Source organism: Dolichospermum sp. UHCC 0315A (assembly GCF_008121535.1).
Lineage (GTDB): Bacteria > Cyanobacteriota > Cyanobacteriia > Cyanobacteriales > Nostocaceae > Dolichospermum > Dolichospermum lemmermannii.
Genome location: NZ_CP043056.1, coordinates 4,246,038 through 4,259,750 on the forward strand (window position 1 = coordinate 4,246,038; position 13,713 = coordinate 4,259,750).

The 13,713-nt window shown below is 38.0% G+C and carries 11 protein-coding genes; 8 read left to right on the forward strand and 3 right to left on the reverse strand.

Going from position 1 to position 13,713, the window contains the following annotated elements:
* The first annotated feature begins 22 nt into the window (after positions 1-22).
* Together BMF77_RS20175 and BMF77_RS20180 are read left to right on the forward strand one after the other, a co-directional pair.
* The gene (locus BMF77_RS20175) at positions 23-301 is read left to right on the forward strand and encodes a type II toxin-antitoxin system HicB family antitoxin (protein WP_366925002.1); all 279 of its coding nucleotides are present in this window, start codon (positions 23-25) and stop codon (positions 299-301) included.
* Positions 291-503, forward strand: a complete 213-nt coding sequence (locus BMF77_RS20180) for a type II toxin-antitoxin system HicA family toxin (protein WP_148765312.1) — start codon at positions 291-293, stop codon at positions 501-503. The genes BMF77_RS20175 and BMF77_RS20180 overlap by 11 nt, the downstream gene beginning before the upstream one ends.
* Here BMF77_RS20180 and BMF77_RS20185 read toward each other — a convergent pair.
* Together BMF77_RS20185 and BMF77_RS20190 are read right to left on the reverse strand one after the other, a co-directional pair.
* A complete protein-coding gene (locus BMF77_RS20185) occupies positions 496-1,533 on the reverse strand; it encodes a glycerate kinase (RefSeq protein WP_148765314.1) in 1,038 nt (345 codons plus the stop codon). The two genes, BMF77_RS20180 and BMF77_RS20185, sit on opposite strands and share 8 nt — an antisense overlap.
* A 4-nt stretch (positions 1,534-1,537) precedes the next feature.
* Positions 1,538-1,870, reverse strand: coding sequence for a DUF565 domain-containing protein (locus BMF77_RS20190; RefSeq protein WP_015081524.1), 333 nt, complete (start codon positions 1,868-1,870; stop codon positions 1,538-1,540).
* Between the two features lie 152 nt (positions 1,871-2,022).
* On the opposite strand from BMF77_RS20190, the gene BMF77_RS20195 reads away from it, so the two are divergent.
* Together BMF77_RS20195 and BMF77_RS20200 are read left to right on the forward strand one after the other, a co-directional pair.
* Entirely contained in the window at positions 2,023-2,622 is a 600-nt protein-coding gene (locus tag BMF77_RS20195; protein ID WP_148765316.1) for a hypothetical protein, read from the forward strand.
* A gap of 270 nt (positions 2,623-2,892) precedes the next feature.
* Positions 2,893-4,722: a glycosyltransferase family 39 protein gene (locus tag BMF77_RS20200; RefSeq protein ID WP_148765318.1), complete on the forward strand. Its 1,830-nt coding sequence runs from the start codon at positions 2,893-2,895 to the stop codon at positions 4,720-4,722.
* 203 nt (positions 4,723-4,925) lie between these two features.
* On the opposite strand, the gene BMF77_RS20205 is transcribed toward BMF77_RS20200, so the two are convergent.
* A complete protein-coding gene (locus tag BMF77_RS20205; protein WP_148765320.1) occupies positions 4,926-8,162 on the reverse strand; it encodes an ATP-binding protein in 3,237 nt (1,078 codons plus the stop codon).
* Between the two features lie 631 nt (positions 8,163-8,793).
* Between BMF77_RS20205 and BMF77_RS20210 the strand changes: the two genes are divergently transcribed.
* The 4 genes from BMF77_RS20210 to BMF77_RS20225 all read left to right on the forward strand — a co-directional run bounded on the left by BMF77_RS20210 (position 8,794) and on the right by BMF77_RS20225 (position 13,630).
* Positions 8,794-9,372: a KaiA family protein gene (locus BMF77_RS20210; protein WP_148765322.1), complete on the forward strand. Its 579-nt coding sequence runs from the start codon at positions 8,794-8,796 to the stop codon at positions 9,370-9,372.
* Positions 9,373-9,465: 93 nt separating this feature from the next.
* Complete coding sequence (kaiB, locus tag BMF77_RS20215) at positions 9,466-9,780, forward strand: circadian clock protein KaiB (protein WP_148765324.1); 315 nt, start codon at positions 9,466-9,468, stop codon at positions 9,778-9,780.
* A gap of 165 nt (positions 9,781-9,945) precedes the next feature.
* The gene (gene kaiC / locus BMF77_RS20220; protein ID WP_148765326.1) at positions 9,946-11,502 is read left to right on the forward strand and encodes a circadian clock protein KaiC; all 1,557 of its coding nucleotides are present in this window, start codon (positions 9,946-9,948) and stop codon (positions 11,500-11,502) included.
* 109 nt (positions 11,503-11,611) lie between these two features.
* On the forward strand, positions 11,612-13,630 hold the full coding sequence (locus BMF77_RS20225) for a TolC family protein (RefSeq protein ID WP_148765328.1): 2,019 nt from the start codon (positions 11,612-11,614) through the stop codon (positions 13,628-13,630).
* The last annotated feature ends 83 nt before the right edge of the window (positions 13,631-13,713 follow it).

A 13,713-nucleotide genomic window follows, 5' to 3' on the forward strand; every position in this document is an offset into this window, starting at 1 on the left:
TAGGGGCGGGGTTTCCTCGCCCATGAGTCAGGAAATTCGCCTTTTTAATCGCAAGTATTTAACAGGAAATAATATGATAAACAAAAAACTAATTGACTATACAATTATTTTACGCCCCGATGATAATGGAACATTTGTTGCTTACGTTCCAGCAATTAAAGGATGTCATGCGTGGGGAAAAACCCATGAAGAAGCTCGTTCAGAGTTAAACCATGTTTTTGAAATGATATCAGCAGAATATTTAGAGGCTGGTAAATCCTTGCCTAATGATATTGAGGTAACTATTGCTTATGCCAGCTAAAGCCAAAACTTTAGAAAAAGTTGCCAAAAAATTAGGCTTTGAGAAAATTCGTCAAAAAGGTAGTCATGCTCGCTGGAAGCATCCCGATGGTCGCGCAACAACTATTCCTATTCATGGAAATGCTGAAATCGGCAGTTGGCTATTCCAGGAAATTCTTAAACAATTAGAAATTACAGAAGATGAATTTAATAATCTCAGATAGCTTTTCTAATTTTCCCAAAACTATGATCAGCATTAATTTCAATAACTAAATCAACAGATGATGATTGAATTAAGGGATTAATGAATAATTCTGGATGTAAAGAACGCCAAAAATAATTTACAAATTCTTCTATTTCTGCGTCACTCATTCCTGATTTACCAGCAGCAATCATTTGTCTTTCTGCTTGCTTGCGCCATGCTAAAGAATAACGGTAATCTGTGGGATAAAGAACTATTAAACTATCTAATCTTTCCCACAGTGGTAAATAATCTTTTAGCTGATTATTCATATCAGAGGCAAATTGTTTGTCTACGTCTGTAAGAATAGGTGGTGGTGGAGTTAATAACACTTTAGGAGGAATTGGTTTTACGCCCACAAACCAGCCTTCAAACAGAACAATATCTATAGGATTTGTGATAACTTCAGGAGTAGTGCGATCGCCTGCACCCCCATGAGCAGATTTATCAAATCTAGGAACTATCACAGGACTCTTGCCTTGGTGAATCTGATCGAGTACAATTAAAGCTAGGTGAATATCGTGGGTTCCGGGCGGACCACGCCAAACTAACCGGGAATCTTGCTGTAATAAAGCCAAACGCTCGCTATAAGTTTTGTACAAGTCGTCCAAAGACAAACTTAACGTTCGATATCCTAACTGCTGGAGAATCAAACCCAGTATCTGGGACATTGTAGTTTTACCAGTTCCTTGCGCGCCTAAAATTCCCTGGACAAAAGGTTTCCCTAACTGTTGACGTTGTGCTGCAATTTGGATTCCCAAGGGTAGCCATAAATCCCACAATACCTGTAACACTTCTGGGGGTTGAATTTTTAGGGTAGTTTGACAAAATTGACTAAAATTAGGGAAAACTAACTTCAGTAAATCCCCTCTCTTTTGGATAACTTCAGCCACATTATCAGAAGTAATATTAAACACCTTAGCTCGCAAAGGATCTGCCAATGCTGCGGCTTGTGCTGACACTTGCCAAGATGTGTCTGTTGTTAAAACTTGACTCAACCATTCACTACTCATAAAATCACGAACCCAGTTTTAACGCTTCTAGAAATAGACTGTAGATAAAACCAACCTTGAGATAGTTGAGTATTTCTACCCAAAATGCTTGGCGAACAAAAAAACTCCGACTGTAAAATATTCTACTGGTAATTTCAGTCAGTAGCACTAAAAATCCAGCAACCACAATGTCTAATTCTGCCTTTTGTCCAGCGGTTGTTGATACTGCTGATCCCAAAAAAAAGCCAAACAAAAAACTAATTAGTATTAGCGATAACCGCCGCCAAGGATTAAGAAACCATTCACTCAAGCTACTGAAAATTGTTTCTAATAGGTTGTTCAAGCGAGTATTTTGCATGGGAATAGGGAACAGAAAAAGTCGTTTTGACTTGATGAAACTGGATAATTTATTTTGGAGAACCTAAGTAAACCACTCTAATTACGGTTGGGGATCATTTGTAACCATCGGGTTTAGCTTACAAAAAATCTTATTTCTAAAGCTATATCATTATGAAAAACTTCCTTGATCGGTATGGTAACTTCATTATCAGTCTTTCAGCCTTAGGATTCATGGGGATCATGACAGGATGCTTAGATATGCGGATATCTTTTCAGTCTACAAATCCAGAAACAACCCCATCTATGATGACAAATAGTGGTAAAAATGGGGATGAAATTAACTTAGATAGTACACCAAGTGACTCAGTAGAATCAAGTCCGCAAAAAAATCAGTCCACAGTTGTAGCCTATCAGGTTAACTCTGATAGTAAAAACAAGGCTTCTGGATTGCTTCGCATTAGCAACAAAACTACTCAACCTGTCCGTCTAGCATTGTTAGCTAGACAATCATCCCTCAAAAGTGCGGCTGCGAATAAATCTAAATCTGATATTCCGGCTCATTGGGATTTTGCTCCTGAAGAAGGAAGTGAGAGCGGGTTAGTTTTATCTTTACCTCAAGCTAATTTAAGACTTGAGAAAGGTGATATTTTGGTGGCTTTTGCTCAAGATGGTTCTCGACGTTATTGGGGTCCCTATGTTGTGGGAGAAACTTCCTCTCCCCAATGGAATCCGCAAACTCAAGAATGGCAGTTAGTGTTACAAAATAGGTGATATTGGAGAGGTTAGGAGTCAGGAGTCACCGAGTCAGGAGTCAGGAGTTCAGGAGTCAGGAGTCAGGAGTTCAGGAGTCAGGAGTCACCGAGTCAGGAGTCAGGAGTTCAGGAGTTCAGGAGTTCAGGAGGAAGAAGGAAGGAGTTCAGGAGTTCAGGAGGAAGAAGGAAGGAGTTCAGGAGGAAGAAGGAAGGAGTTCAGGAGTTTTTTTGAATTGTAAACTATTGTGTATTGGCAGGACGCGATTCCAGTGTCTTTAAGTATGAATTCATGAGTATAAAATTGAGTGTTTCTTGGCAAGTGGTGGATAAGTGGTTGAATAATTTAGAACAGCGTCCAGTCCTAGCTGTGGCTGTTTCGTCCCTGTGGTTATTGGTAATTGGTTGGATAGCTTTTGGCTGGAATTTGGGTAATGTGGGCTTAATTGATGAGACTGAGCCGCTGTTTGCGGAAGCTTCCCGACAAATGCTGGTAACTGGTGATTGGATTACGCCGTTTTTTAATGGTGAAACGCGCTTTGATAAACCTGCTTTAATTTATTGGTGTCAAGCGATCGCTTACTCTATTATGGGAGTAAATGAATGGGCTGTGCGTATCCCTTCAGCATTGGCAGCAATGGGCGTAATTGCTTTGGCATTTTACACTGTGCAGTGGTACTTTGCCAAAAAAGATGAATTAGAACAAGTTACTAATTTGCCTAGACGTTACTTTACAGCCGCCATTGCCGCTGCTTTAATGGCACTCAATGCAGAAATGATTGTTTGGGGCAGAGCAGGGGTTTCTGATATGTTACTCAATGGCTGTATAGGTTCAACTTTATTATGTTTTTTCCTGGGATATGCTCAGAATAATTCCCCAATCGTCACTGCTAATTGGCGACTTCCCAATAAATGGTATTTAGCAAGTTATGTCTTAATTGCTGGGGCAATATTAACTAAAGGTCCTGTAGGCATTGTCTTACCAGGAATAATTATGATTGCTTTTGCCTTGTATGTGGGGAAATTTTGGGAACTATGGCGAGAAATGCGGCCGATTTTGGGAATGGGGATAGTTTTAGTTATCTCACTTCCTTGGTATGTTTTGGTAACTTGGCGCAACGGCTGGAATTTTATTAATGCCTTTTTTATCTATCACAATATAGACCGTTTTACCGAAGTTGTTAATGGCCATTCAGCCCCTTGGTATTTTTACTTTTTAGTCGTTTTGTTGGGCTTTGCACCATATTCAGTGTACATCCCCGCGGCTCTAGTTAGAGTAAATCTTTTGCAGCGATCGCAGTGGTTAAAGCAAGAACGCTCTCAACAATTAGGTTTATTTGTCTGTTTATGGTTTTTGGGTGTATTTGGATTTTTCACAATTTCTGTTACCAAATTACCCAGTTATGTATTACCCTTAATGCCAGCAGCAGCTATTCTTGTGGCATTATTTTGGAGTGATCTTTTCCCCAATTCACAAACTCCGACTCCTCCCAAATTTTTACGCATCAGTGCTTGGGTAAACGTAGCTTTTCTAACAGTTATTTCCATTGCCCTATTTAATCTTACCCAAATTGCTGGGCCTGATCCTGCTGCTCCTGAATTATATGTACAAATGGAGAAATCAGGAATCCTCAAATTTGCGGGAATAATTTGGTTACTATCTACAGTTACTTCGGCTATCTTAATATTAAGTCACCGTTATCAACAGATAATTACAATTAATTTATTAGGATTTATAGCCTTTATTGCTATTTCCTTAATGCCTGCTGTTTCGATTATGGACCAACAGCGTCAACTACCTCTGAGAGAATTATCAGCCCTAATTGTTGAATCAAAACAACCCAATGAAGAATTAATTATGGTTGGGTTCAAAAAACCTACCGTGACTTTCTACACGCACAAAAACGTTAATTACATTAAATTTTCTCAACAAGCTCTTGAATATATTCAAAAGCAATCATCACAAGAAAACAGACCACCATCATTGTTAATCTTAGTTGAACAGGGAAAATTTCAGGAAATGGACTTACCACCTGATACTTACAAAAACTTAGCCACCAAAGGCGCTTATCATCTCATTCGCATTCCTTTGAAAACAGCTAAACTAGATAACTTGTCTTAAACTATGATTTTTTTGATTGATGTGATTTATGTGATGATTATTTTTATCATCACAATCAAATGAATCAGATAAATCATAGTCTAATATGATTTTTTTGATTGATGTGATTTATGTGATGATTGATTGTTGTGATGATTGATTATTGTGAGGATTATTTTCATCATCACAATCAAATGAATCAAATAAATCAAATAAATCATAGTCTAATTTGCTAAAGATTGATTAATCTGAATTAATAGTTCCTCCATTGAAATCGAACGGGGTAATATCTGGGTAGCAATTCCCCGAACCGCAGTTTCTACAGAAGATGTATATCGTTGTTTCCGAGATTTTGTTACATTTCCATAATTGGGTTCATTGAATTTCTGGTCAAGTACCAAAATTGGCGGCAAATTAAATGGTAAATTCCCTAATGATTCAAGAGCTTTTTGTACTTCCTTATTCATTGCCGTCTCGTTCAAGCAAATCAAAAGTAAATCAACACTTTGATGACTGACTTGTTGGACAACTTCCGACCAACAACCGGCAATAGAAGCTCTAAAACCAGCAGTTTGTAAGTATTGAATTAAAGCTTGAAACCACTCATATCCTCGATTAATTTGCTCATCTTCAAAATTAATAAAAGAACTTTTGACTGACTGATAATCTTTAAGTGGTTTGCGTTTTACCGTGGATAAATCACTCAGCATACTTATATCTACAACTAAAATATTTATTGGACAACAAATACCAGCAGCAATTTGTAATACAGATGCTAAAGCATCTTGTTTATAATTTTGATGATTATTTTTCTGTGTTAAGGGACTTAAACAAGGAAATACAGACAATCCTGGTATTTGGGAAGCAGCTAAAGTAGTCGCAACATCACAAGTTACCAATGGTAAAGTTGCCAATCTTTGATGTTTTGTTAATTGTTCTAAATAAGTGCGAGCAGTAGAAATTTCCATATCTAGTAAAATTACATCAAACTGCCAAACTCGCGCTAATAAATCTGCTTGATCTAAATCATCTACTTCAATAACTCGATGTTCTCGCAGAGAAGGGTAGAGATTAATAGCCTCTATTTCCGGATTTACTAACCTGAGAATTCGCAAAGGAATATTTTGAGAATTGATCTGATGATTTTCCATCACTGAATTCTTAAATTCAGTTGTTGTTGATATTTTTTCTAACAATGATGCCAATGCTTGATGCTTAATTGGTAAACTCAAAAAACTATCAGCCTGTTTATTAAATGCTTGTTCCTTTTCGGCCGCTGTGGCTGTGACGATAACATGAATATGACGAGTTAAAACATCAGATTTTAGTAAAGTCATCACATCCCAACCAGAAAGTAAAGGTAGTAAAGGATTTAAAAATATTGCCTTTGGTTGCAAACGTCGAGCTTTTTCTAGTGCCTCTGTTCCTGATCTAGCAATAACAACACGATAACCTAAACCTTTAAGTTGTTCAGTTAATTCTTCAATATATTGAGCTACTGCTTCCACTACTAACACCAGTCTTTGGGAAGAACTATTGAGGTTTTGAGGAGAAGAATTGATGATATTGCCTATTTCCCTCTTGGTCGCTATGTCTTCAGACTCATTAAAACTGGCTTTTGGTGGACTTGGAGGTAAAAGCAAAGTAAACTGACTCCCTTTCCCCTCACGAGATAAGAAACTGACATCTCCACCATGTAAACGAGCCAAAGCTCTAGTTAATACTAATCCTAAACCCGTTCCTTCAAACTGACGAGTGAGTGGGTTTTCTAATTGCTGGAATTTTTGAAAGATTAAATGTTGTTGTTGTTCAGGAATTCCAATCCCTGTATCCCAAATAGTAAAGGCAATCCAGCCTTCCCAACGGCTAACCCGTAAACCAATTTCCCCAGATATTTCCGTGAATTTAAAGGCATTAGAAAGTAAATGTACTAACATCTGTCGCAAGCGTAATTCATCTGCTACCATTTCTCCTAAACCTGGTTCAATTACTAGGCTAAATTGGTGATTAGAATTAGATAAATTTTGATTTTCCGCTGGGGATGATTGTTTAGTTTTGTGAGTTTGATAATGAATGTTTTTAACGTCTGAGAAAGCCCGTTCACATACTACTTGAATTTGTACCGAGGTGAGGGTAAGTTCCATCTGTCCCGTTTCCATTCGCGTTAAATCTAAAATATCATTCACCACACTCATCAAATGTCTACCACTTTGATGAATTAATCCAGCATAACGAGCTTGACGCTCATTTAATTGTCCCAACTGTTGATCTACCAGAAGGCGAGATAGTCCTAAAACTGCTGTTAACGGTGTTTTTAATTCATGACTAATGCAAGCTAAAAATTCATCTTTTAAGCGATTGAGTTGAATCAAATCGGCATTTTTTGCTGCCAACTCTTTGCAAAGTTGTTGTTGTTCAGTTACATCTGTGGCTAATATTAACCATAGTTCTTCTGAATTTTTTGGTAATTCTGACTCCGAAACCCAAATTTTTAACTCGTTACTATCTAAAGGAATTTTTGCAAATTCCCAAACTCGTTCCTGACCAGTTTTAATTTCCACCACACAAGTACAAATACCCAATTTCTTATCGAAAACACAGTGGTTAGAACCGTCATTTATCGGCAGAGATGGTTCTTGCAAAAAAGGGAAAGCTGATGGTGAGTCAGGAGAAAAAACTGTCGGTGAGATACTTTGTTTGTGCGTCGTGAAAGTATCGGTTTTCTGATTTTCTTGAGGATTGGTATAAATATATTTTGGAGTAAGTATAGTCTCTACCTGTTTTCTAATGCCTTCAGGATCTTTTGATGTTCCTAGTTGTTGCCACCAAGGGAGGTTTTGCATAACTACTTCGCCTTGACCAGTTTGTAACATCATTGGCCAGGGCAATCTAGCTAATAAGTGGACTATAGACTTGTGTATTTTTGGCTGGCATTTATTGGCTGTATCTTTGATGTTTTTTTGGTGTGGAGAAGTTTTGGTGTTTGTCACATATTTGTGACTTTCTTCTGCTTTGGTTAAACTAATGGAAATTTTCTTCTGAGCTAACAATATTAATAGGCTTAAAGTATTTAGGATTCCTAAATATTTACCATCTGAATCAACTAGCGCCCAATCTAAGTTACTTTTTTGTTGTGCTTCTTGATGCTTGAGAAATAAACTAAATTTTTCCAGATTTGCTGCGGCTGGTATGGTCTGTATTGGCGCTATGAGGGATTTATCCACCTGTGAGAGTGGTTGTTGCAAATGCAAATTTAAGAGGTGGTTATCAGCATCCGCGGCTAAGAATTGTGGCAGTAATCGAGCAGAATACAATACACCAATTGGGCATTGTTGGGAATTAACTATTACCAAGCGATCGCACTGTTCTTCGACAAAAATATCCAGCACTGCTGCCAGAGTATTCGTTTCCCAGCACATTGGTACAGTTACTATAAATTCATCAAGTGGGTACTGTAGCATTAAAATAAGTCCTCGGTGGTCTTTCTGCTTGTAATCAACTTCAGCATTACCATCAGCACTTGGTTTAGATAGTTTTCAAGCCTGAAGCAATATCCTCCAGGAATATTGAGAATGGCTACGCGACGCTATCAGCGATTCTGGTGACAATTGACAGACCTCTTCAAACTAGCTATTTAGCTATAGCTTGTGGTCACACTCCGTCATGGACATACATTGTCTCGAAGTCAATCACCAATAATTTTTACCCTTGTGATCCAATATGTGAGTTTCTACCCGGAGCAAGTAACCATATTTACCAGAAAAGCTACTGATATTGGAAATCATCATTTTCTATGGTGACAACTACAACAATAATTATGGCTCCAAAGATTCGCTTTAGAACCTTGAGGAATTATAATGATTTAAAATGCGACAATTCTTTAAGTTCGTTTAAGTATCTTATCAATAAGTGAAATAATGTCATCTATCTGCCGTCGGATATCCTCATACACATTATCCATTAGCCATGACTCTCTCTCAATGCAATGAGCCATCAAAGAATTTATCAGTTATATTACTTAGCCTTGTTATGTATAATTGATTGCGTGACTTTGTATTGCACTTTCAAAAATTCATGATCTATAAATAGTAGATGTTATTACCTATATTGCTTTTACAAACAAATATAAAACAAATTCTCGATAGACCATTTGTAGAAGAGAGGCACAAAAGTTTAATTGCTCAAATATGGAACTTCCTTGAGAAATTAATCACTCAATGTTACTGGCAACCTATACTTTGTCAAATATACTATTTGCCCCATTGTCAGCCACAAAACCCAGATCAAAAAGATAATTATTTCCTTGCAGTTAGCCAGGAAAAAAAGACACAAAATTTTCAGGACATGGCTGCTATCGAAAAACAAGAAATTTTAAATTCACTTAAATCAGATTACCGTCAAATAATTATCAATTATTTTATCAGTGACAAAACACTACCAGAAAAACTTGATAAATTTGTTAATACCTTATTTTATATAGGTATTCCCATACCACAAATTATAGAAATGCACATGGAAGTCATTGATGAATTTTCTAAGCAATTAAGGATGGAAGGCAGAAGCGATGAAACATTGCTCGATTACCGTTTAACCTTAATAGATATTTTGGCACATCTTTGTGAAATTTATCGCTGTTCTGTTGCTAAAATTCCGTTGAATATTCCAAAGTAGAATTTGCATTCATGATGAATTAATGCTTGATTGTGTATGTAAAGAATACGGCTTTTGGTCTTTCACCTCTATGTTTTTAGGAGTTTATATTGTATGAATGAAGCTAAAAAGACCTATGTTCTCAAGCTATATGTAGCAGGAAATACCCCTAATTCAATGCGGGCTTTAAAAACCCTCAAAAATATCTTAGAAGAAGAATTTCAAGGAGTTTATGCTTTAAAAGTAATTGATGTCCTGAAAAACCCCCAGTTGGCCGAAGAGGATAAAATACTCGCCACACCAACACTATCAAAAATTCTGCCCCCACCTGTGCGAAAAATTATTGGTGATTTAACAGATAGAGAAAGAGTATTAATTGGGTTGGATCTGCTGTATGAAGAATTGAGTGAAGAATATGGGAAAGAATAACACAAAATGCAGGAGGCAAGAGTAAAGCCGTGGTGTTAGCCATTCTTTGATGAAAATTCGGGAATTTTTTTACCTGCAATTTGGTATATTTATTTAGTTATTAAAAATAATTAAAAACTTTCTTGATTTTAAGAACCTGGGTTGAATATCCATATTAGACAAACCATGAATAAAAAAGAGCAACCTGAACCCAAAAAAATACCTATTGGTGTCGAAAAAATTCGCACGATGATCGAGGGCTTTGACGATATTAGTCATGGCGGTTTACCTGTTGGTAGAACTACTTTAATTAGTGGAACTTCAGGAACTGGCAAAACTTTATTATCACTGCAATTTCTTTATAATGGCATCACCTACTTCGACGAACCAGGAGTATTTGTCACATTTGAAGAATCACCCAGTGACATTATTAAAAATGCCCATATTTTTGATTGGAATTTACAAGGTTTAATTGATGAAGGTAAATTATTTATTCTCGACGCATCTCCTGATCCTGAAGGTCAAGATATCGTAGGTAATTTTGATTTATCAGCCCTGATTGAACGTTTACAATATGCCATTCGTAAATATAAAGCTAAACGGGTTTCCATTGATTCCATGACCGCCATATTTCAACAATATGAAGCGATAGGAGTAGTCCGGCGAGAAATTTTTCGGTTAGTAGCACGGCTGAAATTATTGAATGTCACCACCATCATTACCACTGAACGGGGTGAAGAATATGGACCAGTAGCATCTTTTGGAGTTGAAGAATTTGTTTCTGATAATGTAATAATTGCTCGTAACGTCTTAGAAGGAGAACGTCGCCGCCGAACTATTGAAATCCTCAAGTTACGGGGAACAACTCACATGAAAGGCGAATATCCCTTCACAATTACCAATGAAGGAGTCAATATATTCCCCTTGGGAGCAATGCGTTTAACACAACGATCTTCTAATGTGCGCGTATCTTCTGGAGTGAAAATTCTTGATGAAATGTGTGGTGGTGGTTTCTTTAAAGATTCGATTATTTTAGCCACAGGAGCTACAGGAACTGGGAAAACTTTATTAGTGAGTAAGTTTATTCAAGATGGCTGTGTTAATGGTGAACGAGCCATATTATTTGCTTATGAAGAATCTCGCGCCCAACTTTCCCGGAATGCTTCTTCCTGGGGAATTGATTTTGAAGAATTAGAACATCAAGGATTACTGAAAATCATTTGTACCTATCCTGAATCCACTGGTTTAGAAGATCACTTACAAATTATTAAATCAGAAATCTCCCATTTCAAACCTGCTCGCATTGCCATTGATTCACTTTCCGCAATGGCTAGAGGCGTTAGTAATAATGCTTTTCGTCAGTTTGTAATTGGGGTGACAGGTTATGCTAAACAAGAAGAAATTACTGGTTTCTTTACCAATACTACAGATCAATTCCTGGGTTCTAATTCCATTACTGACTCCCACATTTCTACGATTACAGACACAATTTTGATGTTACAATATGTAGAAATTCGGGGAGAAATGTCACGGGCAATTAACGTATTTAAAATGCGCGGCTCGTGGCACGATAAGGGAATTCGTGAATATAATATTACGGCAGATGGTCCTGATATTAAAGATTCATTCCGTAACTATGAGCGAATTATTAGTGGTGCGCCTAACCGCGTTACTATAAACGAAAAAGCAGAACTTTCTCGGATTGTCAAACGTTTTGAAGACAAACCGAGTTCAGATGTTTAACACAGGGTATAGTCCGATATTTCTGCCTAAATCTCTAGATCGTGCTATATTTTGTGGTGAAGACAAGTATTCTGCCGCTAAATTAATATTTTTTGTGTGAGGGGATGCGGTGAAAGGACAGCAATTATTCCATTGTTTCTTACCTGGTGTGACAGCAGCAGTATTAACAACTCAGCCCGCTTGGGCTAATGTTATTCAAGTAAGTCAGTTACAGCTAACGTCTTCTCCTAGTGTGTTAATTTCTACTAATAGTGGGAATTCATTCACAGACAATAGCCTACAGCCCAAAAGTAACGTTAAAAGTAACCCAGGATTATTACCTGCTAATTATTTCAGTCAAGGTAGTATCCAGCCTATCGGCAACCACAGTCTACCTGTAGTTGTTGCTGACAATTATCTCAGCATTGACGGAGAAAAAATTTCTAAACAAGATCACAGTAGATTTGTCGGTTTTTCTGATTTATCAAATAATAATTTTCTGGCTGTTAGTAATCCACAATCAAGTAATTTAAGTAACTCTGATCAGCAAGGTGATGTAGAGGTAGCAAAGTTACTAAAATCTGGCAATTGTCCACAGTCTCAGTCAAAGAGTCAAGCGGCTTTACTACTTGCTTCTAACACCTGCTTACCTCAAAATACTGATACTTGGATAGCACAAACAACTGTTCCTACTACTTCAGAAACCAGTACACCTCCGGCAGAGAATGTAAAGCCTACACCTCCGACCGTGGAGAATGTACAACCTACACCTAGTCAGCCCGTAGATTTTCCTAATGTTCCTAATGATTTGAATCCTAGTCCTAATCCGCTGCTATATCCGACCCAAGTAGAGGAAGTGAAGGTTCAAGGAACTCAGCCAATTAGTTTGTCACAGGCTCTGGAACTGGCTAAACGGAATAATAATGATTTACAAGTGTCTGTACTACAACTACAACGGAGTAAATCAGTTCTCCGCGAAGCCCAAGCCGCTTTCCTACCCAGTGTAGATTTGAATGCGAATGTTGAGAATAGTCGCACTGTTAGCGATACATTGCGTGTTAAAAGACAACAGGATGCTGGATTATCGGTAGATGATGCTTCTTCTACTACGGCGTTTACTGGTACAGGACAGATAAGATATGATCTTTATACTTCTGGTAGACGTAATGGGGCTATTAAAGAAGCTCAGGAACGGATACGTAAGCAGGAGTTGGATGTGGAAAGGCAATCTGAGCAAATTCGGCTAGATGTATCTAAGGCATATTATGACTTGCAACAAGCTGATGAAAATGTGAGAATTTCCCAGTCAGCTGTAAATAATGCCCAGGCTAGTTTGAAAGATGCAGTGGCTTTAGAACGGGCTGGTGTGGGGACTCGTTTCGATGTGTTGCGATCGCAGGTAAATTTAGCTAACTCCCAACAGGACTTAACTAGTGCCTTTTCTCAACAACAAATTGCCCGCCGTAAGTTAGCACCACTGTTGAATTTGCCCCAGTCAGTGAGTATTACTGCGTCCGATCCTGTCAAATTGGCAGGTTTATGGCAACAGCCACTAGAACAAAGTATCGTTTTGGCTTATCAAAATCGTCCTGAACTACAACAAACTTTAGCAGATCGGAATATTAGTGAGGCTCAAAGAAAACAGGCCTTAGCATCTCTAGGTCCCCAGGTAAGTTTACTCGGTCAGTATAACTTATTCGATCAATTTGATGATGGAACAAGCGTGGTTGATGGTTATTCTGTGAGATTGCAGGCTAGTCTCAATTTATATGATGGGGGAGCAGCAAAAGCCAGAGCAGCCCAATCTAAGACCAATATTGCGATCGCCGAAACTCAGTTTTCTGAACAGCGCAACCAAATCCGCTTTCAAGTAGAACAAGCATATTCTACCCAAGCATCAAATTTGGAAAATGTACAAACTTCTAATGTGGCTTTAGAACAAGCTAAAGAGTCTTTGCGGTTAGCGCGGTTGAGATTCCAAGCCGGTGTCGGGACTCAAACTGATGTAATTAACGCATTAAATGACCTTACCCGTTCTGAAGGTAATCGCGTCAAAGCAATTTTGGATTACAACCGAGCTTTAACAGAACTACAAAGATATGTTACATCGAGAGGTTTAAATCAATTACAGAACTCAGGAGTCAAGTAAGAGGTAGGGGAGGTAGGGGAGGTAGGGGAGGTAGGGGAGGTAGGGGAGGTAGGGGAGGAAATTCTTCACCAATCCCCAATCAC

Coding starts and splice junctions, on each gene's coding strand:
- BMF77_RS20175 (WP_366925002.1), top strand. CDS start 23: ATGAGTCAGGAAATTCGCCTTTTTAATCGCAAGTATTTAACAGGAAAT.
- BMF77_RS20180 (WP_148765312.1), top strand. CDS start 291: ATGCCAGCTAAAGCCAAAACTTTAGAAAAAGTTGCCAAAAAATTAGGC.
- BMF77_RS20185 (WP_148765314.1), bottom strand. CDS start 1,533: ATGAGTAGTGAATGGTTGAGTCAAGTTTTAACAACAGACACATCTTGG.
- BMF77_RS20190 (WP_015081524.1), bottom strand. CDS start 1,870: ATGCAAAATACTCGCTTGAACAACCTATTAGAAACAATTTTCAGTAGC.
- BMF77_RS20195 (WP_148765316.1), top strand. CDS start 2,023: ATGAAAAACTTCCTTGATCGGTATGGTAACTTCATTATCAGTCTTTCA.
- BMF77_RS20200 (WP_148765318.1), top strand. CDS start 2,893: ATGAGTATAAAATTGAGTGTTTCTTGGCAAGTGGTGGATAAGTGGTTG.
- BMF77_RS20205 (WP_148765320.1), bottom strand. CDS start 8,162: ATGCTACAGTACCCACTTGATGAATTTATAGTAACTGTACCAATGTGC.
- BMF77_RS20210 (WP_148765322.1), top strand. CDS start 8,794: ATGTTATTACCTATATTGCTTTTACAAACAAATATAAAACAAATTCTC.
- kaiB (WP_148765324.1), top strand. CDS start 9,466: ATGAATGAAGCTAAAAAGACCTATGTTCTCAAGCTATATGTAGCAGGA.
- kaiC (WP_148765326.1), top strand. CDS start 9,946: ATGAATAAAAAAGAGCAACCTGAACCCAAAAAAATACCTATTGGTGTC.